The 21,873-nt window shown below is 58.7% G+C and carries 23 protein-coding genes and 2 pseudogenes; 15 read left to right on the top strand and 10 right to left on the bottom strand.

The window, feature by feature from the left end; genetic code table 11:
- The first annotated feature begins 30 nt into the window (after positions 1-30).
- On the top strand, positions 31-504 hold the full coding sequence (locus C8024_RS16005; RefSeq protein WP_100094963.1) for an Lrp/AsnC family transcriptional regulator: 474 nt from the start codon (positions 31-33) through the stop codon (positions 502-504).
- A gap of 68 nt (positions 505-572) precedes the next feature.
- On the opposite strand, the gene C8024_RS16000 is transcribed toward C8024_RS16005, so the two are convergent.
- A complete protein-coding gene (locus tag C8024_RS16000) occupies positions 573-1,844 on the bottom strand; it encodes a hypothetical protein (protein WP_173206956.1) in 1,272 nt (423 codons plus the stop codon).
- A 211-nt stretch (positions 1,845-2,055) separates the two neighbouring features.
- Between C8024_RS16000 and yaaA the strand changes: the two genes are divergently transcribed.
- The 4 genes and pseudogenes from yaaA to C8024_RS15980 all read left to right on the top strand — a co-directional run bounded on the left by yaaA (position 2,056) and on the right by C8024_RS15980 (position 7,310).
- A complete protein-coding gene (yaaA, locus tag C8024_RS15995) occupies positions 2,056-2,814 on the top strand; it encodes a peroxide stress protein YaaA (protein WP_173206954.1) in 759 nt (252 codons plus the stop codon).
- Complete coding sequence (locus tag C8024_RS15990; protein WP_173206952.1) at positions 2,811-3,515, top strand: SDR family NAD(P)-dependent oxidoreductase; 705 nt, start codon at positions 2,811-2,813, stop codon at positions 3,513-3,515. Before yaaA ends, C8024_RS15990 begins: the two co-directional genes overlap by 4 nt.
- Before the next feature lie 105 nt (positions 3,516-3,620).
- Positions 3,621-6,419: pseudogene (gyrA, locus tag C8024_RS15985) on the top strand (DNA gyrase subunit A).
- Between the two features lie 54 nt (positions 6,420-6,473).
- Positions 6,474-7,310 carry a TauD/TfdA family dioxygenase gene (locus tag C8024_RS15980; protein ID WP_173206949.1) on the top strand — a complete coding sequence of 279 codons (837 nt, stop codon included), beginning with the start codon at positions 6,474-6,476 and terminating at the stop codon, positions 7,308-7,310.
- Here C8024_RS15980 and C8024_RS15975 read toward each other — a convergent pair.
- Positions 7,301-7,990, bottom strand: coding sequence for a lysoplasmalogenase (locus tag C8024_RS15975; RefSeq protein ID WP_100094969.1), 690 nt, complete (start codon positions 7,988-7,990; stop codon positions 7,301-7,303). The genes C8024_RS15980 and C8024_RS15975 overlap by 10 nt on opposite strands.
- A 97-nt stretch (positions 7,991-8,087) precedes the next feature.
- On the opposite strand from C8024_RS15975, the gene trmFO reads away from it, so the two are divergent.
- The gene (trmFO, locus tag C8024_RS15970; RefSeq protein WP_173206946.1) at positions 8,088-9,440 is read left to right on the top strand and encodes a methylenetetrahydrofolate--tRNA-(uracil(54)-C(5))-methyltransferase (FADH(2)-oxidizing) TrmFO; all 1,353 of its coding nucleotides are present in this window, start codon (positions 8,088-8,090) and stop codon (positions 9,438-9,440) included.
- Here the strand turns inward: trmFO and C8024_RS22070 are convergent.
- Positions 9,437-9,894 (bottom strand): annotated as a pseudogene (locus tag C8024_RS22070) (hypothetical protein). The gene trmFO and the pseudogene C8024_RS22070 overlap by 4 nt on opposite strands.
- Before the next feature lie 38 nt (positions 9,895-9,932).
- The gene (locus C8024_RS15955) at positions 9,933-10,604 is read right to left on the bottom strand and encodes a hypothetical protein (RefSeq protein ID WP_173206938.1); all 672 of its coding nucleotides are present in this window, start codon (positions 10,602-10,604) and stop codon (positions 9,933-9,935) included.
- 188 nt (positions 10,605-10,792) lie between these two features.
- Here C8024_RS15955 and C8024_RS15950 point away from each other — a divergent pair, with 188 nt between their 5' ends.
- Genes C8024_RS15950 through C8024_RS15935 form a run of 4 tightly spaced genes read left to right on the top strand, consistent with a single transcriptional unit; the run spans position 10,793 to position 14,107 of the window.
- On the top strand, positions 10,793-11,449 hold the full coding sequence (locus C8024_RS15950) for a TadE/TadG family type IV pilus assembly protein (RefSeq protein ID WP_173206936.1): 657 nt from the start codon (positions 10,793-10,795) through the stop codon (positions 11,447-11,449).
- Positions 11,446-12,804 carry a hypothetical protein gene (locus tag C8024_RS15945; protein ID WP_173206934.1) on the top strand — a complete coding sequence of 453 codons (1,359 nt, stop codon included), beginning with the start codon at positions 11,446-11,448 and terminating at the stop codon, positions 12,802-12,804. Before C8024_RS15950 ends, C8024_RS15945 begins: the two co-directional genes overlap by 4 nt.
- Entirely contained in the window at positions 12,804-13,412 is a 609-nt protein-coding gene (locus C8024_RS15940; protein WP_173206932.1) for a TadE/TadG family type IV pilus assembly protein, read from the top strand. Before C8024_RS15945 ends, C8024_RS15940 begins: the two co-directional genes overlap by 1 nt.
- Entirely contained in the window at positions 13,409-14,107 is a 699-nt protein-coding gene (locus tag C8024_RS15935; RefSeq protein ID WP_173206930.1) for a TadE/TadG family type IV pilus assembly protein, read from the top strand. The genes C8024_RS15940 and C8024_RS15935 overlap by 4 nt, the downstream gene beginning before the upstream one ends.
- 22 nt (positions 14,108-14,129) lie before the next feature.
- Here C8024_RS15935 and C8024_RS15930 read toward each other — a convergent pair whose 3' ends face one another.
- The 4 genes from C8024_RS15930 to eno all read right to left on the bottom strand — a co-directional run bounded on the left by C8024_RS15930 (position 14,130) and on the right by eno (position 18,391).
- Positions 14,130-15,512, bottom strand: a complete 1,383-nt coding sequence (locus C8024_RS15930) for a pyruvate dehydrogenase complex E1 component subunit beta (RefSeq protein ID WP_173206928.1) — start codon at positions 15,510-15,512, stop codon at positions 14,130-14,132.
- Positions 15,512-16,624 (bottom strand): pyruvate dehydrogenase (acetyl-transferring) E1 component subunit alpha, encoded by a 1,113-nt coding sequence (gene pdhA, locus C8024_RS15925; RefSeq protein ID WP_254306002.1) that lies wholly within the window; start codon positions 16,622-16,624, stop codon positions 15,512-15,514. Before pdhA ends, C8024_RS15930 begins: the two co-directional genes overlap by 1 nt.
- A gap of 81 nt (positions 16,625-16,705) precedes the next feature.
- The gene (locus tag C8024_RS15920; protein ID WP_173206926.1) at positions 16,706-16,954 is read right to left on the bottom strand and encodes a septum formation initiator family protein; all 249 of its coding nucleotides are present in this window, start codon (positions 16,952-16,954) and stop codon (positions 16,706-16,708) included.
- Between the two features lie 162 nt (positions 16,955-17,116).
- Positions 17,117-18,391, bottom strand: a complete 1,275-nt coding sequence (eno, locus tag C8024_RS15915) for a phosphopyruvate hydratase (protein ID WP_100094978.1) — start codon at positions 18,389-18,391, stop codon at positions 17,117-17,119.
- A 205-nt stretch (positions 18,392-18,596) separates the two neighbouring features.
- Between eno and C8024_RS15910 the strand changes: the two genes are divergently transcribed.
- Genes C8024_RS15910 through C8024_RS15890 form a run of 5 tightly spaced genes read left to right on the top strand, consistent with a single transcriptional unit; the run spans position 18,597 to position 20,678 of the window.
- Positions 18,597-19,133: a hypothetical protein gene (locus C8024_RS15910; RefSeq protein WP_173206923.1), complete on the top strand. Its 537-nt coding sequence runs from the start codon at positions 18,597-18,599 to the stop codon at positions 19,131-19,133.
- 38 nt (positions 19,134-19,171) lie between these two features.
- A complete protein-coding gene (locus C8024_RS15905) occupies positions 19,172-19,579 on the top strand; it encodes a phage holin family protein (RefSeq protein ID WP_173206920.1) in 408 nt (135 codons plus the stop codon).
- Between the two features lie 8 nt (positions 19,580-19,587).
- Entirely contained in the window at positions 19,588-19,902 is a 315-nt protein-coding gene (locus C8024_RS15900) for a hypothetical protein (RefSeq protein WP_217272255.1), read from the top strand.
- Positions 19,903-19,905: 3 nt separating this feature from the next.
- Complete coding sequence (locus C8024_RS15895) at positions 19,906-20,445, top strand: YqjD family protein (protein ID WP_100094982.1); 540 nt, start codon at positions 19,906-19,908, stop codon at positions 20,443-20,445.
- The gene (locus C8024_RS15890) at positions 20,442-20,678 is read left to right on the top strand and encodes a DUF4170 domain-containing protein (protein ID WP_173206917.1); all 237 of its coding nucleotides are present in this window, start codon (positions 20,442-20,444) and stop codon (positions 20,676-20,678) included. Before C8024_RS15895 ends, C8024_RS15890 begins: the two co-directional genes overlap by 4 nt.
- A 24-nt stretch (positions 20,679-20,702) precedes the next feature.
- Here C8024_RS15890 and C8024_RS15885 read toward each other — a convergent pair whose 3' ends face one another.
- Positions 20,703-21,293: a rhomboid family intramembrane serine protease gene (locus tag C8024_RS15885; protein ID WP_367947386.1), complete on the bottom strand. Its 591-nt coding sequence runs from the start codon at positions 21,291-21,293 to the stop codon at positions 20,703-20,705.
- Positions 21,294-21,348: 55 nt separating this feature from the next.
- The gene (gene greA / locus C8024_RS15880) at positions 21,349-21,825 is read right to left on the bottom strand and encodes a transcription elongation factor GreA (RefSeq protein ID WP_173207007.1); all 477 of its coding nucleotides are present in this window, start codon (positions 21,823-21,825) and stop codon (positions 21,349-21,351) included.
- Positions 21,826-21,873 lie beyond the last annotated feature (48 nt).

The following is a 21,873-nucleotide window of genomic DNA, read 5'->3' as shown; positions in this document are numbered from 1 at the left end:
AAATGATTCGCGAACGGATATTACATCTCTATGGCTGATACGAACCTGGACGAAATTGACCTGAAAATCCTGCAACGGCTGCAGGATGACGGCCGGATTACCAATGTGGAGCTTGCAAACAGCGTCGGTCTGACGGCCCCGCCGTGCCTCCGCCGCATGCGGGCACTGGAAGACGAAGGGGTGATCAACTCCTATCATGCCGCAATTGATCCTGCCAAAATGGGCTATACGATCACGGTCTTCGCGATGGTCAGCCTGAAAAGCCAGGCCGAGGCCGATTTGCAGGCGTTCGAAGAGCATGTGCAGAAGCTTCCGGAAGTCCGCGAATGCTATATGCTGAACGGCGAGATCGATTTCATATTGAAGGTGGTTGCCAAGGATCTCCAGCAATTCCAGAGTTTTCTGACCAGCCAGCTGACCGCAGCACCCAATGTCGCCAGCGTCAAGACATCGCTGACGATCCGCTCGGCCAAACATTTGCCCGGCGTTCCGATCCAGGATTGATCAGGCCGGTTCAGGCATAAAAAAGGGCGCCGCGAGCGCCCTTTTTCAAATTTTCATCTGATAGCCGACTAGCTAGCGGGTTCTACCGGCGCGGCTGGCGCAGGAGCCGGTGCCGGAGCTGCTGGCGCCGTCTGCTGTCCAATCCAGGTCTGCCACATTCCAGCCAGCGGTGCACGGGCTCCCGACACCTTGCTGAAGGCCTGTTTGGCTGCGGCATAATTGCCGGCATAGGCATGGGCCGTACCGATACCCATATAGCCGCGGTTCATGTCTGCACTCGGTTTCGCGAGACCGGCTTCATAAAAGGCCACGGCCTTGTCAAAGTCCTTGTACCCCAGCCAGACATCGGCAAAATTCATCATGACCGAGCTGCTACCGGAACCACGGACCCCGGAAGGCTGGGCTGGCAAGGATGCCTTGTCGGCGGACACTTCACGCCGCGCCGGCACCAGCAGTTCTGCGATCAACGGGTGGGATGCACCCACCGTGCCATTCTGCTGGCCTTCTTCGAGAACCGAAACCACTTCACCGAACAGATTCTTGCGCTGTGCTTCCTCGGCATATTCCTTGTAATCGTTTGAGGTTTTGAGCGCGCCGGTGGTTTTCATGAAACGCAACAGCTCCAGATTCTGGGTGCTGTCGGCCTTCAATGTGCGACGGGTGGCCGATACGGCGTCGCCCCAGGAATCTCCGGAAGGATAAGCCGCAGCCCATTTTGCCGCCCAGGTCGCATATGTGCCCATGTCACCGGTCGCCAGCGCGCGGTCGCGAGCCAGCCGGTACCATGTTTCCGGCGCCTTGGTCTGGGATGCATTTGCATCCTTGATGATCTGGTCCCACTTGGCGAGACCTTCCGTGGGCATGTTTCGCTTGAAATAAGTCTCGGCCAGCAGCGGTTCGAAATTATTGCCGCGATAGCCGAGATCATAGGCTGCCTGGAAATAATGTTCCGCCTCGCTCCAGCGTTCGTCGCCAAAGGCAAAATTACCGAGATAGAAGTTGAACGCGGGAAGCTGCTCCGCCGGCGCCATGCCGCTGGAAACCATGGCCGTCAGGCCCTTTTCCTGCAGACCCTGGTCTTTCAGTTTCACGCCGAGATTGACCGCGAACTGGCCGGCGACAAACTGGTCAAAGCCGGTCCAGGTCTGGGCCAGCACACTTTCCATCAGCGGCTTGGCGGACGCAGGGTCTTCGCCTTCCATCGCCTTCTGGACAGGAACGATCACCGCAGTGAATTCCTTGCTATTCTTGGGGCCTTTCGCCTTTTTCTTTGCGGCCTCGGCTTCCTGCGGCACAGCCGTCAGGGCCAGCGCGCCAACCGTTGCCAATGCGACGGCCATGGAAAATGAGATAAAAAACGCATGAATATCCTCCGGATGATAATTATTTGGGAGAAACGGGTTCTCCGGAATATGGTTGCACCACACACTCTTGGCCCTATTACCAAGCTTTCTCGTCTTTTCTAGCGTTAATGCGCTGAATAGAGGTTGAACAGTCCGGGCCCGCTGCCACCGGCGACCATCCAGATAGAGTATAATGAGGTAAAATCGCGTGCTTGCAATCATATCCCCCGCCAAATCGCTGGATTTTGAATCCGCCATTCCGGCCACCCCGCCCTCCGAAAACCGCTTTCCCGACGAAACGGAAAAACTGGCCAGCGCGATCAGCAATCTGACGGTCAAGAAGCTGAAAGCCATCATGCCGGTCTCGGACAATCTGATCGCATTGAACCGCAAACGGTACAGCGCATTTTACGAGCAGCCGGAACGGCCCGCGATTTACGCCTATAATGGCGATGTCTATTCCGGCTTCGAGGCCAGCAGCCTCAGCGACGAGGCGATGACCTTTGCCCAGGACCATTTGCGAATCCTCTCCGGCCTCTACGGATTGCTGAGGCCGCTGGATCCTATCCGCCCCCACCGGCTGGAAATGGGCACCAGATGGGCCCCGCGTTACAGCAAGCTGACCGATTTCTGGAAGGACAAGATCGCAGCGGCGCTCGCCTCCGATATGGAGCAGATCGGCAGCGAGACCGTCGTCAATCTGGCGAGCAACGAATATTGGGCCTCGGTCAAACCGCATGTCGCAAAATTGCCCGGCCGGATCATCGAAGTCGATTTCCGCAAGGACAGTCCCGACGGCCCCAAGTTCATCAGCTTCGAAGCCAAGCGCGCCCGCGGCATGATGGCGCGCTATATATGCGAGAATCACCTGACCGATCCGGAAGCGCTCAAGGTCTTCGACTATGACGGTTACCGCTATGACCCCGACAGCAGCACGGAAAACAGCCTTCGCTTCCTGCGGACATGAACGCAAAGACCGCCGTCGTGGTCGGCGCGTCCGGCGGGATTGGCGGCGCCGTCGCCGATACGCTGGAAGCCGGCGGCGAATATGACACCGTCATCCGCCTGTCGCGATCGGGTGACGGCCCTGTCCCGCTCGACCTGACCTCAGAGGACAGCATCCGCAACGCGGCGGATTGGCTCGCGGACAAGCAGATCACCCCCTCGCTCGTTTTTGTCGCCACCGGTCTGCTTCACGAAGACGGCAAGGGTCCGGAGAAAAGCCTGCGTCAGCTGGAGGCGGACTGGCTGATCAGAAATTACCAGGTCAATGCAATTGGCCCCGCGCTCGTGGCCAAATATTTCCTGCCGTTGATGGAAAGAAGCGAGGCGACAAGATTCGCCGCACTCTCCGCCCGGGTGGGCAGTATCTCGGACAATCGTCTGGGTGGCTGGTACGGCTATCGTGCGTCCAAGGCAGCGCTCAACATGATGATCCGCAACCTGTCCATCGAATGGTCGCGCAAGAATGACCGGGCAATAATCGTCGCGCTGCATCCGGGCACGGTGGACACGGGGCTGAGCGTCCCATTTCAGGGCAATGTTCCGCCGGAAAAATTGTTCGATTCCGTGCGCGCCGCCCGCCAGCTTCTGACCGTTCTTGAAGCGCTGAAACCCGCCGACAGCGGAAAGATTTTCGCGTGGGACGGTACGGAAATCCAACCCTGATTCGGGCAGTGTAATATTATTGTAAAACTGGCCCGAAAGGCTGGCTTTTGCCGGTCCGATCCCCTAGAAGAACCGACAAGAAAAACCTATGAAAAAGGCCCGTTTGTGAACGAACAGACCACTCCACCGTCGCCATCCAATATCGAACCGATTGATATCGTCGACGAGATGAAAACCAGCTATATGGACTATGCCATGTCGGTCATCGTCAGCCGTGCGCTGCCCGATGTGCGCGATGGTCTGAAGCCGGTCCATCGCCGGATATTATATGCAGCGCAGGAAGGCGGCATGGTCGCCGGACGGCCCTATCGGAAATGCGCGAAAATCGTCGGTGACGTGATGGGCAATTATCATCCCCATGGCGACAGCGCGATCTATATGGCGCTTGCCCGGATGACGCAGGACTGGTCGATGCGCGTGCCGTTGATCGACGGTCAGGGCAATTTCGGATCGATGGATCCGGATATGCCCGCTTCGATGCGTTATACCGAAGCGCGGCTGAACAAGGTTTCCAATTTCCTGCTAAACGATCTCGACAAGGACACTGTCGATTTCATTCCCAATTATGACGGCAGCCTGCAGGAGCCAAGCGTGCTCCCGGCCCGCTTCCCCAATCTGCTGGTCAATGGTGCCGGCGGTATCGCGGTCGGCATGGCGACCAATATCCCGCCGCACAATCTGGGTGAGGTGATCAACGCCAGCCTCGCCTATATCGAAATCCGGGAATCACCATCGACGAGCTGATCGAAATCGTCCCCGGACCGGATTTCCCGACCGCGCCGTTGATCCTCGGCCAGTCCGGCGCCCGCGCGGCCTACAAGGATGGCCGCGGATCGATCATGATGCGCGCCCGCCACGAGATCGAGGAAGGACGCGGCGACAAGCGTTCGATCGTCCTGACATCGATTCCCTTTCAGGTCGGCAAGTCCGGTCTGGTCGAAAAATCGCCGAAGCCGCGAAAGACAAGCGCATCGAGGGCGTCTCCGACATCCGCGACGAATCCAGCCGCGCCGGTGTCCGCGTGGTCATCGAGCTGAAACGCGACGCGACCGCAGATGTGGTGCTCAACCAGATCTGGCGCTTCACCCCTGCCCAATCGAGCTTCCCGGCCAATATGCTCGCGATTCGCGGCGGCCGCCCCGAAGTGCTGACGCTGCGCGACATCATCGAATCCTTCGTCAAGTTCCGCGAGGAAGTCATCACCCGCCGCACCAAGTTCGAACTGAACAAGGCGCGCGAGCGGGCGCATATCTTGCTTGGCCTGGTGGTTGCAGTCACCAATATGGACGAAGTCGTGCGGATCATCCGCGGTTCCTCCACTCCAGCGGAAGCGCGCGAATCCCTGCTCCGCCGCGAATGGCCGATCGCCGAGATTGCCGCCTATATCCGGCTGGTCGAAGCGACCGAAACCGATGTCGAGGGCGACAGCTACAAATTGTCGCCGGTCCAGGTGAAAGCCATATTGGATCTGCGTCTGCAGAAACTGACGGCGCTCGGCCGCGAGGAAATCGGCGACGAGTTGAAAGAACTGGCCGCCGCTATCGAGGAATATCTCGCTATACTGGCCGACCGGGCGAAACTCTACGCGGTGATGCGCGAAGAGCTGGAAGAAGTGCGCGACCAGTTCGCCACGCCGCGCCTCTCCGAGATAACCGCAGCCTGGGACGGTCTGGAAGACGAAGATCTGATGGAACGGTCCGAAATGGTCGTGACCGTGACTCATGGCGGCTATATCAAGCGGACTCCGCTCGACACCTTCCGGGCCCAGCGTCGCGGCGGCAAGGGCCGCGCCGGCATGGCGACCAAGGACGAGGATGCGGTCACCGAATTGTTCGTGACCTCGACCCATACGCCGGTGCTGTTCTTCTCGACCCACGGCAAGGTCTATCGCCTGAAAGTCTGGAAATTGCCCGAAGGCGGGCCGCAGACCAAGGGCCGGCCGATGATCAACCTGCTGCCGCTGGCAGACGGGGAAACCATTTCGACTGTCTTGCCATTGCCGGAAGACGAAGCCGAATGGGCCGATCTCCACGTCATGTTCGCGACCGCCAAGGGCAGCGTCCGGCGCAACAGCATGGACAGTTTCACCAACGTGCCGTCCAACGGCAAATTCGCGATGAAATTTGACGAAGACAGCGATGACCGCCTGATCGGCGTGAAACTGCTGACCGATGATGACGATGTCTTGCTCGCAACCAAGAACGGCAAGGCGATTCGCTTTGCCGGCGATGCCGTCCGCTCCTTCCAGAGCCGGACATCCACCGGTGTCCGCGGTATCGCGCTGAAGGGCGACGACGAGGTTATCTCGCTGTCCGTCCTGCGCGGTTTCGAAGCCTCGACCGAGGAGCGCGACCAGTATCTCAAGGCCGCTCCATGGAAGGATAATGAGAACGCACCCGAACTGTCCGCCGAACGGATGGCCGAATTCAGCGAGACCGAGGATTTTATTCTGACTGTCTGCGCCAATGGCTATGGCAAGCGCTCGAGCGCCTATGAATATCGCCAGTCGGGCCGTGGTGGCCAGGGCATTCTCAATATCGACAATATCAAGCGCAACGGCACGGTCGTCGCCAGCTTCCGGGCGCGGATGACGAACAGGTCATGCTGGTCACCGACCAGGCCAAGCTGATCCGCATGAAGGTCGCGGACATGCGGGTGATCGGCCGGAACAGCTCGGGCGTGAAACTGTTCGACGTCGCCAAGGGCGAACATGTCGTCGGCGCGGCCAAGATTGACGAGGAAGAAGAACCGGAAAACGAAGCGGAAGACGCAGTGGTCGAGGAAATGGTCGATCAGGCGTTTCCGACGGTGACGTTGCGGCTGAGCCAGAAGCTCCGGAAGAAGACAACGCCGAATGATCTAATGCCGTTCTTCCTGAGCTTGTCGAAGGACGCCTCTCACTAGAAAGAGGTGCTTCGACAGGCTACGCACGAACGGAAAATATCGAAGGGAAAGCCGATGAAGGTTACACCGTCCGGGCAGGCCTGCGGGGCCGAGGTAACTGGCATCGACCTGACCTTGCCGCTTTCTTCCGAACAGATTGAGCACATACGCATCGCCTGGCTGAAGCACCATGTCCTGTCCTTTCCGGGCCAGGCCATGGGTGATGATGATCTGGAGCGATTCACGCGCTATTTCGGTGCCTTCGGCCACGACCCGTTTTTCGACCCGATCGAAGGCCGCCAGCACATCGCCGCAATCCGCCGCGATGCCGACGAGAAATCTCCATTATTCGCCGAAAACTGGCACAGTGACTGGAGCTTTCAGGAGCATCCGCCTGCGGGAACCTGTCTGCTCGGCATCACCATTCCCCCCGTCGGCGGCGACACATTATTCGCAAACCAGCACGCTGCGCTGGATGCGATGCCGCCCGAAATGCGCGCTCGCTATGAAGGCCTGACCGCGATTCACAGCGCCCAGATGGCCTATGCCCCCGATGGTGCCTATGGCGAGAAGGACGAGGGCCGCAGCATGGCAATCCGTCCCGATGAGTCCGCGCGCGAAACCCAGACACACCCGCTGGTTCGCGACCATCCTGAAACCGGTCGCCCCGGACTGTTCAGCTGTCTGGGCTATATTATCGGCTTCGAAGGCGTGGCGCAGGAAGAAGCCCTGCCCCTGCTGCAGCAACTATATGCCTGGCAGAGCCGCGAGGAGTTTATCTATCGCCACAAGTGGCAAGCCGGGATGCTGGTCATGTGGGATAATCGGTCGGTTCTGCACTGCGCGACCGGTGGCTATGATGGGCACGACCGGCTTTTGCACCGGACCACGATTGCCGCTTATCAGGCGTGAACCGGATCGGCGCTGTCGGCAGCCATTTCGTGGCGCAGGGTTCGGACGATGCCGGTCGCGATCATGAACTGGCCGAAATAATATAGGGGCCAGACCAGCAGGGTCGGGATGAAGCTGTTTTCCAGTGCACCCATCCGCGCGAAGATCAGCAGGTCGGAAACCAGGAACATGATCGCCCCCGCGCCGACCTGATAGCGCGAAAAGCGACTGGTCCAGGCCATGGATGCCATCACCGCCACCGACAGGCAGTAGAGTCCGACAACCAGCGCGTCGGCCCTGTTGGATGGCAAAGCCCAGGCGATGAAGACCGAGAGCGGCACCAGAAGAATCGCGAAGATTTTCTGGCTCAGCCCCAATTTGTGGCGACGATAGCGCGAATAGAAACCGATGGCGATCAGATGGCCAATCATGAACGCGCCCGCGCCGATCCGCATGTCATATTCCAGCGTCATGTCGCCAATCGCGCCAAATGCCATGATTGCCCCGACGATCTTGCCATCCAGCCGGTGCAACCGGACCAGAGCGTAGATCGCCAGAAAGCTGACGCCGAGTCCCTTCCAGAGGACAATCAGCGGTTCCGGCAGTTCCGGGCTGTTGAGCACGCAGGCGAAATAATAGCTGATTCCGAACAGCAGGCTGAGCAGCAGGAACGGTCGGTTTTCGGCAAATGCACTTTTCATCGGATTCTGGTCTCCCCCTCGTCGCAGATGTCTCTAACACGCAACAAGCCGGACTGCCAGATTGACATTGCGGCGCTGGCGCAACACTAAGGCGCGCATGACAGATGTACATATTATTGGCGGCGGGCTCGCCGGTTCAGAAGCAGCATGGCAACTCGCGGAACAGGGCGTAAAAGTGCGCCTTTCCGAAATGCGGGGCGGCGGCGACATGACCCCGGCCCATCAGACCGAGGGACTGGCCGAGCTGGTTTGCTCGAACAGCTTCCGCTCCGATGACGCGGAGAAAAATGCGGTCGGGCTGCTGCATCAGGAAATGCGCGACCTCAATTCGATCATCATCGGGGAAGGCGACAAGCACCGCCTGCCCGCCGGCTCAGCATTGGCCGTCGACCGCGACCATTTCTCGGAAGGCGTCACCAAGCGGCTGAGCGAACATCCCAATATCGAGATTGTCCGTGAGCGAATCGACCAGCTGCCCGAAAGCGGTCTGACCATCGTCGCGACCGGTCCCCTCACAGCAATGACTCTGGCCGAGAGTATTGGCGCAGCCACCGGCGAGGATTCGCTGGCCTTTTTCGATGCGATTGCGCCGATCGTCTATAAGGACAGCATCAACATGGACATCGCCTGGATGCAGTCGCGCTGGGACAAGGTCGGACCGGAAGGTGACGGCAAGGATTATATCAACTGCCCGATGACCCGCGAGCAATATGAAGCCTTCATCCAGGGCCTGCTCGACGGCGAGAAAACCGATTTCAAGGAATGGGAAAAGGATACGCCCTATTTCGAAGGCTGTATGCCTATCGAAGTCATGGCGTCCCGCGGTCCGGAAACATTGCGCTTCGGCCCGATGAAGCCGGTCGGACTGACCAACGCCCATACCGGCGAGAGCGCCTATGCCGTGGTCCAGCTGCGGCAGGACAATGCGCTCGGCACGCTCTGGAACATGGTCGGCTTCCAGACCAAGCTCAAATATGGCGCGCAGGCGGAATTGCTCAAGACGATTCCCGGTCTCGAAAATGCCGAATTCGCGCGGATGGGCGGACTGCACCGCAACACGTTCATCAACGCGCCGAAGCTGCTTGACCAGGAATTGCGTCTGAAGAAAGCGCCGCATATCCGCTTTGCCGGCCAGATCACCGGCTGCGAAGGCTATGTCGAAAGTTCAGCGGTCGGCTTGATGGTCGGGCGAATGGTCGCGGCCGAGATCCGCGGCGAGCCCTTCACCCTGCCCCCGCAGACCACCGCGTTCGGCGCCTTGCTGTCGCATATCACCGGCGGTGCCGATGCGCGCGACTATCAGCCGATGAACGTCAACTTCGGTCTTTTCCCGCCCTTCGAGCAGCGGATCAAGAAGAAGGAACGCAAGGAAGCCTATACGACCAGAGCCCGGGCTGATTTCGCCCGGTGGCTGCAACCCCTGTCGTCAGAGGGCGTGCAACTCGCCTAGCATTTGCACCGCGACGCTGATCGTTTCGGCCTTGTCGTCCGGAATTCCGTGCGGGTCAGCCGGCCGTTTCCATCGCTGTCCGCGCCGGCAAAGCGCTCGCTGGTGGAAATCGCCCATTCCTCGAAGGTCAGCAGATTGTTGCCGTCCGTATCCAGCTTGCGGAACGCGTCGGTCCGGCTGCTCATCATTTCCAGACGGGTGATCGCCTCGTCGCGATTGCGGTCATAGCGGTTGAACCGCATTTCCTCCCGCGTCGCCTTATAGGCTTCCGGCGGCGTCGGCCCGACCGTCTCGCGTCCGGGTCGGCAACCGGCAGGATTTCGGGATCAGGCTGTTCCGGCGGTGGCGGTGCCTCGGGTATCGGAATATCCTGGCCCTCCGCCCCGATCCACAGAAACAGGCCTGCGGTCAGCAGCAGCAACATCCCGGCGGCACCGGCGAGAAATTTTGTCATGGGCCCAATCCGCTGTGGAGCGGCGACCGGTCCAGGGTCTAGCGGCCAGCAATCCCGTGCCAGATGATACGCGCGGCGCTGGCCGGACTATAAAGATCGGCAGCCAGTTGCCCCTTTCTAACATCGTGGATCATCAGTTTGCAGAGGATTGAGAGCGGTCGTCCGCTTCTGTCAAAATCCGGTGCGCCCTGGGATTTCACGATGGTGCTGCAGCGATCGAACGCCGATTGCCGCATCCCGGCATCCGAACAATGACGGGCAAAATCCCACAAGGCCCAGGCCCGCGCCAGTTCAGCCTGCCGGGGGTTCAGTAATTGCTCATCCGCGAGTCCGAACGCGAAGAAGCCACGACCGCGCGCGGCAGCATAATTTTCAAACTCGCGGTCGCCCCAGGGGAAGTCGTCCAGCATCGCTTCCCAGCCATCGAGCAACGTCAGAAGCGGCGCAAGATTCTCTCCCTGTTCCTCAAGCATATTGAGCTCAGCGACCAGCGGTTCGCCCGCCGGTCTCTCCGCCGCCGGCTTGGTTAAAATATCGCGCCACCAGGTTAACCGCATCTGTCCAATCAATATTTCCGAAGTCGACCGGATTATATCGGCGAAACGGGCATCGAGCGCGAACAGCAAAGCGTATCGGGGCCGTTGCCCCTGCTTTGCATAAGCGTGAATCAACCTGTGGATAGGCTCCAGTTGTAAAACCGTGTCAGACATGGACGTGGCGTCAACGGTTTTCTGCGAAAATCAAGGTAAACATGGCCTTAACCATGCCTATTGCGCCGTCACTAACCCTTTTCTCGCTATCAGGCACACCGCACTGAAATGGGATGGCGCTGCTGTTCGCATATAAATCAAGGGCATGGCATGGTTAACAGGAACAAGATGAAAACAGCGAAGTCTTTTTGCAAGAGCTGCGTTCAAATACTGCCGGCAACACGCTTGCCATGGCCGGCATGGCGATATTCCCGCTCGCCGCCATGATCGGCGGTGGTGTCGATGTCAGCCGTATCTATCTGGTGCAGACGCGTCTGCAGCAGGCATGCGATGCCGGCGCGCTGGCGGGCCGACGCCAGATGGGCAGCGGCAACTGGACCGCAACCAGCAACACGTCCGCCCAGAATATGTTCAAGGCCAATTTCGAGACCGACGCCTTCGGATCCTATGACGGGACATCCTCCTTTTCCGAAAATGCCGGAACGGTAACCGGCATTGCCTCGGTGAAAGTCGATATGGCGGTGATGCAGATGTTCGGCTTCGGTACCAAGGATGTGTCCGTCGAATGCGATGCTTCGATGAGCATTCCCAATACCGACGTCATGTTCGTTCTGGATACGACCGGGTCGATGAACTGTCCGGACACCGGCTCTTCCTATTGCAGCAACAACGGCAACAGAGAAGCTTCAAACGCCAGAATTCGCGGACTGCGTTCGGCGGTGAAATGTTTCTACGAAACCCTGGCAAAAGGAATAGCGACGAGGATTGCGGATCGACACCGGCTGCGGGCAGCGAGAACACGGCCCATCTTCGCTTCGGCTTCGTTCCCTACAGCACCAATGTGAATGTCGGGAAGCTTCTGCCCAATGATTATATTGCCGACCGCTGGACCTACCAGTCGCGCGAGGCGGTAACCCGGCTGGAAAATGTCGTCGTCGATTATACGCCGGGAACGCCATATCTCTATGGCAGCACATTCTATTACGATGGCGGCTGGAGCGGCAGATCAACGATCGACACCCATTATGATGTCCGCAACAGAAACGCCTGCAATGACCTTCAGCCCGAAGATTATGACGATATGTCGGATTCGGAAGGGTCCAGATATAATGAATATACCTGGACGTCGGGCGGTCAGCAGATCACCCGTTGGTATACCGACGTAAGAGGCAGCAGATATGATTATAGCACCAGCTACAGCAGCCGGAACGATCGGTGCCAAATCAGACTGCGGACGCGGGACATCGTCGAGCAACGTGAATATCGGCAGGTCAATACGCCAGTATATGAACAGCAGCAGGTGTTTTCGCATTATGATTACAAGCCGGTCACCTTCAACGTCAGCGGCCTGAAGGCCGGGGGATCGACGTGGAACGGTTCAGTCGATCTGCCCGTCGGCAACGAGGGTCTGGATACCGGCGTATCCTGGGATGGCTGTATTGAAGAACGGCAAACCGTCAGGACCACCAGTTTCAGCCCGATACCGGTTGCAGCCTATGATCTCGACATCGACCGCATGCCGACCACTGGCGATCCCGCCACCCAATGGGGCCCGCTTCTTGAAACTGCGGTCTGGGGCAGATATGACAACTATGGCAACCGGACCAGCGGAACGGTCTCCACATCCAACAATCTGAGCCGCAACTTTAGCTATACTTGTGCGAACGAAGCCCGCAAATTGCAGCGCTGGGATACACCATCCGATTTCGATGCCTATCTGGATGATCTCGATGCTATCGGCAGCACCTATCATGATATCGGGCTGATCTGGGGCGCGCGCCTGCTGTCGCCGACCGGAATTTTCGCTTCGGAAAATGCCGCATCGGATACCGGCGGAGCGATCGACCGTCACCTGATCTTCATGACCGACGGCGACACCGTGACCAGCAGCACGCAATATACGTCCTACGGGGTGGAATGGTATGATCGCCGCAGAACTTCGGCGAACAGCGCGCCATCGACCAGTGATCTGACGACCCAGGTCAACAGCCGTTTCCTGGCGATGTGCAACGCAATCAAGAACAAGAATATCACCTTGTGGGTGGTCTCCTTCGGCAATGGCGTGAGCGCTGGTTCGATCACCAACCTGCGCAATTGCGCCACTTCCGGAAAATTCTACAACGCCAGCAACAGCGCCGAGCTGCTGACCAATTTCCGCTCCATCGCAAACGACATCTCGCAACTGAGACTGACCAACTGATGCGGAATTTCCTGACCAAATATCGCGCCCTGAAAAAGGATGATGCCGGTGCAGCGCTGGTTGAATTCGCGCTGGTCGCGCCGGTCCTCATCCTGTTGATCATGGGCATGCTGGATCTCGGGCACCGGATTTACGCGACGGCGATCCTGCAGGGTTCGGTGCAGAAAGCGGCCCGCGATGCCAGTCTTGACGATGGCTCGGCAAATGCCAGCTCGATCGATGATCGGGTCAAGGAACTGATGCTGCCCGTCGTGCAGCCGGAACCGGTTTCGGACTTTGAATTTACGCGGAAGAATTACAGCGACTTTTCCGACGTCGCGCAGCCGGAAGATTTTACCGACAATAATGGTGACGGCGAGTGCAATAATGGCGAGCCTTATGACGACGTCAATGGCAATGACAGCTGGGACGCCGACCGTGGCGCGACCGGACAGGGCAATGCCAAGGATGCCGTTCTCTACACCGTCAAGGTGACTTACCCGCGGCTGTTTCCCATGGCCGAGCTGATCGGGCTGTCACAGGACGAAGTCATTCAGGCCAGCACCGTTGTCCGGAACCAGCCATTCGGTGAACAGTCTGACCGGGGAGGGATAAAGAATTGCAGTTGAACAGGAAACTCCGCCGGCGGAAGCCCTTGCTGTCCGTCAAACGCATATTGTCCGCTCTCGCGGTCAATACCAGCGGCCTTGCGCTCATCGAACTGGCCTATTCGCTGCCGATATTAATGGGTATCGGGATGTATGGCGCAGAGATTGCCAATGTCGCGATGGTGCGGATGCGGGTGAACCAGATTTCCATGCACGCCGCCGACAACGCCTCGCGTATCGGCGAAGGCTCGCTGTTGTCCGAAAAGAAGATTTACGAAAGCGACATCAACGACCTGTTTGTCGGCGCGGATCGCCAGGCGGGTAAATATATCGATATATTCGAACATGGCCGGGTCATCATCAGCAGTCTCGAAAAGCACAGCGATGGCGGCCAATATATCAAATGGCAGCGCTGCAAGGGCAAGAAAGTCCACCAGTCCAGCTATGGCACTGCAGGAGCCAATTCGGCCTCCCGCCCGGTGAACGGCATGGGACCCACCGGTGCCAAGGTAACCGCACCCGACGGACAGGCCGTGATTTTCGTCGAAATTTCCTACGACTATCAGCCGCTGATATCGAGCACCTTCACCAGCACCCGCACGATCACGACGCGCGGTGCCTTCAATGTGCGCGATCGCCGGGACCTGACGCAGATATACAACCAGACGGGCAGCGATCCGGTTGCCAACTGCAATGTCTATGACGGCGTCAACTAGACCCGGCTAGAACAGCGCGAACCTATTTGTAGCAGACCTTTTTCACCGCCGCGATGATCCGCGCGCTGTCGATCAGCGCCGCTTTCTCCAGATTGGCGGCATAAGGCAAAGGCACGTCCTCGTTCGTCACCCGCATCACCGGCGCGTCGAGATCATCGAAGCCCTGCTCCATGCACAGCGCAACAATCTCGCTCGCGATCGAACAGGTCGGCCAGCCTTCCTCGGCGACCACCATGCGGTTCGTCTTGGCCAGGCTCTTCAATACGGTTTCGGTATCCAGTGGCCGCAGCGTGCGCAGGTCGATGACCTCTGCCTCTATCCCCTCGCCTGCAAGCGTATCAGCAGCTTCCAGCGCCAGACCGACGCCGATCGAATAGCTGACGATGGTCACATCGCTGCCTTCGCGCATGATCCGCGCCTTGCCGATCGGCAGCGTATAATCCTCGATCTCCGGCACGTCGAACGAGCGCCCATAGAGCAGCTCGTTCTCCAGAAACACAACCGGATCGGGAGTCTGGATCGCTGCCTTGAGCAAGCCCTTGGCGTCGGCTGCATCATAAGGCGCGATAACGATCAGGCCGGGAACAGACGCGTACCAGGGGCCGTAATTCTGGCTGTGCTGCGCGCCGACCCGCGATGCCGCGCCATTGGGGCCACGGAAAACGATCGGGCAGCGCATCTGGCCGCCGGACATATAATTGGTCTTCGCCGCCGAGTTGATGATCTGGTCGATCGCCTGCATCGCGAAGTTGAAGGTCATGAATTCGACAATCGGCTTCAACCCGCCCATCGCCGCACCGGCACCGATGCCGGCAAAACCATGTTCGGTGATCGGCGTGTCGATCACGCGTTTCGCACCAAATTCGTCGAGCAGCCCCTGGGTCACCTTGTAGGCGCCCTGATATTCGGCGACTTCTTCGCCCATCACAAAGACCGTGTCATCCTTGCGCATTTCTTCTGCCATCGCATCGCGCAGGGCTTCCCGCACGGTGATCGAGGCCATTGCCGTGCCCGCCGGAACCGACGGGTCATCAGCCCGCGAGACCGGAGCCGACGGCGCGACCTCCATGATCTCGGGCTTGGCTTCTTCCGCGGATTCGGGCTTGGACTCTTCCCGGGCCGTGGCTGTTGGAGCCGGTTCGGCCTCAGAGCCGGCCTCTTCGTCTTCACCGGTCATTTCGGCGATCACGGTGCCGACCGCGACCTCGTCGGTTCCGGCCGCGACCAGGATTTTCGAGATCACGCCTTCGTCGACGGCTTCGAATTCCATTGTCGCCTTGTCGGTTTCAATCTCCGCCAAAATATCGCCGGAGCTGACTTCATCGCCTTCCTTGACGAACCATTTGGCCAATGTGCCTTCTTCCATGGTCGGCGAAAGGGCGGGCATTTTCAATTGGATAGCCATCAATATTGCTCCACCAGCACGTCAGTATAGAGTTCGGACAATTCCGGTTCCGGGGATTCTTCAGCGAAGTCCGCCGCCTCCATCACGGTTTTCCGGACCTTTTTGTCCATAGCTTTCAGATCTTCTTCCGCCACGCCCTGTTTCAGCAGCGCCGCCTTCAGCCGCTCGATCGGATCGGATTTCTCGCGCACGTCCTGCACCTCGTCGCGGCTGCGATATTTGGCCGGATCGGACATCGAATGGCCGCGATAGCGATAGGTTTTGAGTTCCATCAGAACCGGGCCGCCGCCGCTGCGCACATCCTTCAGCACTTCTTCGACCGCGCCGCGCACCGCCAGCACATCCATGCCGTCAACCTGCACGCCGGGGATGCGGAAGCTTTCACCGCGCCGGTAGAGCTGGTCTTCGGCAGACGAACGGTTGACGCTGGTGCCCATGGCATATTGGTTATTCTCGATCACGAAGATCACCGGCAGCTGCCAGAGCTCGGCCATGTTGAAACTTTCGTAGACCTGCCCCTGGTTGGAAGCGCCGTCGCCAAAATAGGCCAGGCAGACACCGCCGTCTTCCTTATATTTATGGGCAAAGGCGAGACCGGTACCGAGCGAGACCTGAGCCCCGACGATACCGTGGCCGCCGTAGAAACCATGTTCGACCGAGAACATGTGCATCGAGCCGCCCTTGCCTTTCGAAATGCCCGAAGCGCGGCCGGTCAGCTCGGCCATCACGATATTCGGGTCGATACCGCAGGCCAGCATATGGCCGTGATCGCGATAGCCGGTAATGACGCTGTCCTTGCCCGGATTGATCGCCGACTGCAGTCCGGTGACAACCGCTTCCTGGCCGATGTAGAGATGGCAGAAACCGCCGATCAGACCGAGGCCATAGAGCTGGCCCGCCTTTTCCTCGAAGCGGCGTATGAGCAGCATCTGCTCGTAGAAATCCAGCATTTCCGCCTTGCTGGCCTTGTAGATCGGTGCCTTCAGGCCACCGGTCGAATGGACGACCGGCTTGGGCTTTGCGGGTGCGCGCTTTGGCGCTGTAGTTTTTTGGCTGGGGTGGTTTTCCGGGGAGCTTTTGCCACGCGAGCGGGATCCTTTTTTGACTAGCAAATAGCATAGCCAAAACTTTTGCGTTACCCAAGCACTTAGGTTCAGCGCGCGATTAAATAAGCGAATTCCAGCGGCTGGCCGCTATTTCAACGGAACGATGATCTCGTCCGGATGGATGACATTCACCTTCTTGCGCAACAGTTCGCCGATCAGGTCCGGATCGGCGCCACGCGGATCGAGCAGTTCGACCCTGTTCCTCAGCGCGTCCCGCTCGGCTTCCAGCTTGGCCAGTTCGACGCCGCGCTGTTCCAGTTTTGCCTGATATTCGCCCCAGGCCAGAACGCCGGTTGGCCCGAGCACGGCATAGCCGGCAATGGCAAGCAGAGTCATCAGGGCGAAGCCTGGCCCGAGAGCCGCCTTGATCAGACCTGAAATTTTTCGTGCTGCGCCATGGATCACCTTGAATCAGAAAAGTGATTCGCTGGCAAGAGGCTTAACATCCATTTTGGCAGTTCAGCGCCCAAGTGCCCCCCAGAAACGAGGAACCGGCGATCAGTTGAAGATCGAGCGTCCCGCATAATGTGCGACACTGCCCAATTCTTCCTCAATCCGGATCAGCTGGTTATATTTCGCCAGCCGGTCCGATCGCGCCAGACTACCGGTTTTGATCTGTCCGCAATTGGTCGCGACGGCGAGATCGGCAATGGTCGAATCTTCGGTTTCGCCGGAACGGTGCGACATCACTGCGGTATAGGATGCATTATGTGCCATCCGCACCGCCGCCAGCGTTTCCGAAAGCGTTCCGATCTGGTTGACCTTCACCAGCAGCGAATTGGCCAGACCGTCGTTGATACCCATCGACAGACGCTCGGGATTGGTAACGAACAGATCATCACCAACCAGCTGCACACTATCGCCAACCGCATCGGTGATCAGCTTCCAGCCTTCGAAATCATCTTCCGACATGCCGTCCTCGATAGACTTGATCGGATAGTCCTTGCACAGGGCCGCCAGATAGTCCGACATTTCTGCAGGGCTGAGCACCTTGCCCTCGCCCGAAATATGATATTTGCCGTCGCGGAAAAACTCGGTTGCGGCGCAATCGAGCGCCAGCACCACTTCGTCACCGATCTTGAACCCGGCCTTTTCGACCGATGCCATGATGAAATCGAGCGCTTCGCGGGTCGACCCCAGATTGGGTGCAAAACCGCCCTCGTCGCCTACCGCAGTCGCCAGTCCTTTTTCGGACAGGCCTTTTTTCAGCGTGTGGAAAATTTCCGACCCCCAGCGCACGGCTTCCGACAGGCTGTCGGCACCGACCGGCATGACCATGAATTCCTGAAAATCGATCGGGTTGTCGGCATGTTCACCGCCGTTGATGATGTTCATCATCGGCACCGGCAGAACATGCGCCGAGACGCCACCGACATAACGGTAGAGCGGCAGACCGCGCGCATCGGCTGCAGCTTTCGCCGCCGCGAGGCTGACGCCCAAAATCGCGTTGGCGCCAAGCCGCGCCTTGTTGGGCGTACCGTCGAGCGCGATCATCGCCGCGTCCAGTTCTTCCTGGTCCTCGGCATCCAGATCGGTCAGCGCTTCCTTGATCTCGCCATTGACCGCTTCGATCGCCTTGAGGACGCCCTTGCCGAGATATTTGCTCTTGTCACCATCGCGCAGTTCGACCGCTTCATAGGCGCCGGTGGAGGCGCCGGACGGAACCGCTGCCCGCCCGAAACTGCCGTCTTCCAGCAAAATATCGACTTCTACCGTCGGGTTGCCCCGGCTATCCAGAATCTGGCGGGCATGAAGGTCGATAATTGCGGTCATGATGGGGCTCCGTTTGAAGGACAAATGATGGCCACGGCCTTATAGCGATGACCGGCTTCTTGCAATCCATTGAACCGCTTTTATCACTGCTTTCGCCCTTGATTCCGAAGCAAATGATACCATGTCGAATATAAGGGGACCGCAATTGGAACGCTTTCCGCTTGCGGAGTGTTGGCAAGAGACAAATGAAGAAGGAATATTGATCATGGCAGACGTCAAGAAATCAACCGAAAAGGCGCCGGCAAAAGCCGCAGCGAAAAAGCCCGCCGCGAAAAAAGCGACGACAAAAAAGCCGGCGACGACAAAGGACACTTCGGAACAGCGCACGACCAGGGCCCAGAAAGCCGCTCCGCTGAAAGCCGGTGCGACCAAGGCTGCAGCGACGAAAACCGAGACAACGAGTGATTTCAAGGACCGCGCGCTGAGCAAAGCCAAGTCGGCTGCCAGCCAGGGCAAGGAACGTACCGGCACCGCGATCGAGAATCTGAGCCGGATGATCGAGGACAGTGCCAAGACGATCGACGACAATGTCGGCGAGAAATATGGCAACTACGCCCGCTCGGCCGCTGATGCCGTCTCTTCCTTTGCCGAGAAGCTGAATTCCAAGGAAGTCGACGAAATTGTCGAAGACGCGCGCGAATATGTTCGCAAGAGCCCGGCTGTGGCGATCGGCGCCGCCGCAGTGGTCGGATTTCTCGTATCCCGTCTGATCAAATCAGGGATGGATGATAACGACGCATGAGTGTAGCATGGCGTCACCATATTCACGGGTGACGGATGTTGCAGGACAAGGAAATTCCAGTTTTGGATGAGGACCATCTTTCCGCCGACACCGCAGCTACATTTGCGGACGAGCCGGAACCTAAATCGCTAAAATCCCAGCTCGCCGGCCTGATAGAGGACGTGCGTATTTTGGCGCATGCCGAATTCGAATATTATCGGGTGAAACTGTCGGTCAATATGGCGGCAACCAAGCGTGTTGTCGCGCTTGCGGGCGTTGCGATTATCTGCGGATCGATGGCCATCATCGCTTTCATCCTTGGCATATTGCTGGTTCTGTCAGAATATGTTGGTCCCCTGGCGGCTACAGCCATTGTAACAGGTTTGGCTTTGCTTGTGGCTGCGGTTACCATGAGAATGGCGATAGCAAGGGCGAAAAAGCTGCCGCTGGATGAAACGGATGCGTGAGAATGACAATGCCGAACAAGAATGACGATATATTCAGCCTGCGCAATCTGGCGATCAACCGCGACCAGGCGCGCGCCAATCTGAAGCGCGATACAGCGGAAGCCAAAACGCGGCTGAAACCGGAAAATCTGATGGCCGAAGCAAAGCATAATGCAGCCGAGCGCGTTCGCAAAGCCGGGGCGAACGCGATCGACGGCGTCAGGGCTCACCCGGGACTCACTGCAACCGTCGCCGCCACCGCGACCCTGATCGCGATGCGCAGGCCGATTGCCAGACTCATCGCCAACCGCAAAGCATCCGAGCCGGATCAAACCGAGGAATAGACTATGAACAAACTGACCGACAATATCGACAAGGCCCGTGCAGCATCCCGCGAACGGCTCGAATCGGCGAGGGAAAAGGCAACGGAAAGCTCCGCCGTTGCCCGCGAGAAAATGTCGGCCAGCAAGGCCCGCGCGGCAGCCCTGCTCGGCGAAGGCCGCGAGAAAGCGGCGGAACGCGTCGCCGCGACCAGGGATGTTGCCAAGAAGGCCGTCGAAAAATCCGAAGAGACGATCACCAACAGCCCGCTGGCCATCGTCGCCGGTGGTGCGGCGCTGGGTGTACTGATCGGCGTGCTGCTGCCTAAGAGCAAGGCCGAAGGCAAATATGTCGGCGCCGCCGGGCGCAAGATCAACGAAACGGCAAAAACCGCCTATCAGGCGGCCAAGGATGCCAGCCGCGACCAGATTGGCGAGCTTGGCCTGACCAATGACAATATGCGCGAACAGTTCAAAGATATGTTTGGCAAAGCGATCGAGGCTGCTAAGACCGCGATGGCCGCAGCACAAGATGCGGTAAAAGAAGAACATCAGGGCAAGAAATGAACGAAGAACGCAGCAAAATGCATCTGGTCATGGGCGGACGGGTCAAAGATCCGCGCGGACTGGAATTTGTCAACCTCGACAAGATCGATCTCGTCGGCGTCTATCCCGACTATGAGGAAGCCGAGGACGCGTGGCGTTCAAAGGCCCAGATGACGGTTGACGACGCGGAAATGAAATATGTTGTCGTCCACCTGCACAAGCTGCTCGAGCCGGATGTTCCGCTGGAAGACTGAATAAAAACGCGCGGATCGCGGCGTCTAGGCGCTGCGGAAACGCCATTCCAGCAACGGCCGGGTCAGCACCAGTCCGGCCACAAAACCACCGATATGCGCAAAAATCGCAATGCCCTGGAGACTGCCACGGGTAGCGAATCCGATCATCAGCTGAATCGCGATCCACGCCAGGGTCAGCCAGATGATCCGCACGATATGGCTTGGAATCGGCCCCACCGCATCGACCCGGTTGCGCGCGAAGAGCAGCGCATAAGCGCCCAGTATCGCCGATATCGCGCCGCTGGCCCCGATGATCGGGACCATCGAATCACTGTGCGCGGCAAATTCGGCAAAGGCCGCCGCATAAGCGCCCGCGACATAGAGAAGCGCCATCAACTGCGGTCCCAGTGCCTCTTCGACATAGCGGCCGCAGAACAGCAGCATCACCATATTGAAACCCAGGTGGACGAAGCCGCTGTGCAGGAAAGCCGACGACAAGGGCGTCAGCCAGGCCGGCACCATCCAGCCATAGGCCCCCAGATCCAGCGCTTCGCCACTCAGCCGGACCGGAAACATGCCGCCGCGCAGCACCGCCTCCTGCTCCCAGCCGAAAATCCCGATCAACAGAAAGATCACCACATTGGCGATGATCAGCCGTTGGTCAGTTTCCCAGCCGGAATATGCATGGGGTCTAGATGAACTCTATCTTGTCGAGCAGGAAATATTTGTCGCCGGACGGCACCGTCACTTCGATCTCGTCCCCGACGCTGCGCCCGATCAGGGCGCGGCCAATCGGCGAATTATAGCTGATCTTGCCGGCCTTGGCATCGGCTTCCGCCTGGCCGACCAGCTGATATTTCACCGGCTTGTCATCCTCGTCGAGCAGAGTCAGCGTTGCGCCGAACACAGCCTTGTCGCCGGACAGGGTCTTCGGATCGATGACCTGGGCGCGGGACAATTTGTCTTCGAGATCGCCAATCGTCGCTTCGACCTGGCCCTGCCGTTCCTTGGCAGCGTGATATTCCGCATTTTCCGAGAGATCGCCATGCGCCCGCGCGGTTTCGATCGCGTCGACGATGATCGGACGCTCCGCTTTCAGCGCCTTGAGTTCGGCCTCCATTCTGGCGTGGCCTTCGGCGAGCATTGGTACTTTTTCAACAGCCATTATATTGGCCTTTCCTTACTGATACGCTGCCGATTTCTGCCGTGCAGCGTC

This window comes from Sphingopyxis sp. BSNA05, assembly GCF_013265645.1.
GTDB lineage: Bacteria > Pseudomonadota > Alphaproteobacteria > Sphingomonadales > Sphingomonadaceae > Parasphingorhabdus.
The sequence above is the reverse complement of the archived record's forward strand: the minus strand, read 5'-3'. Positions and strand labels throughout refer to the sequence as shown.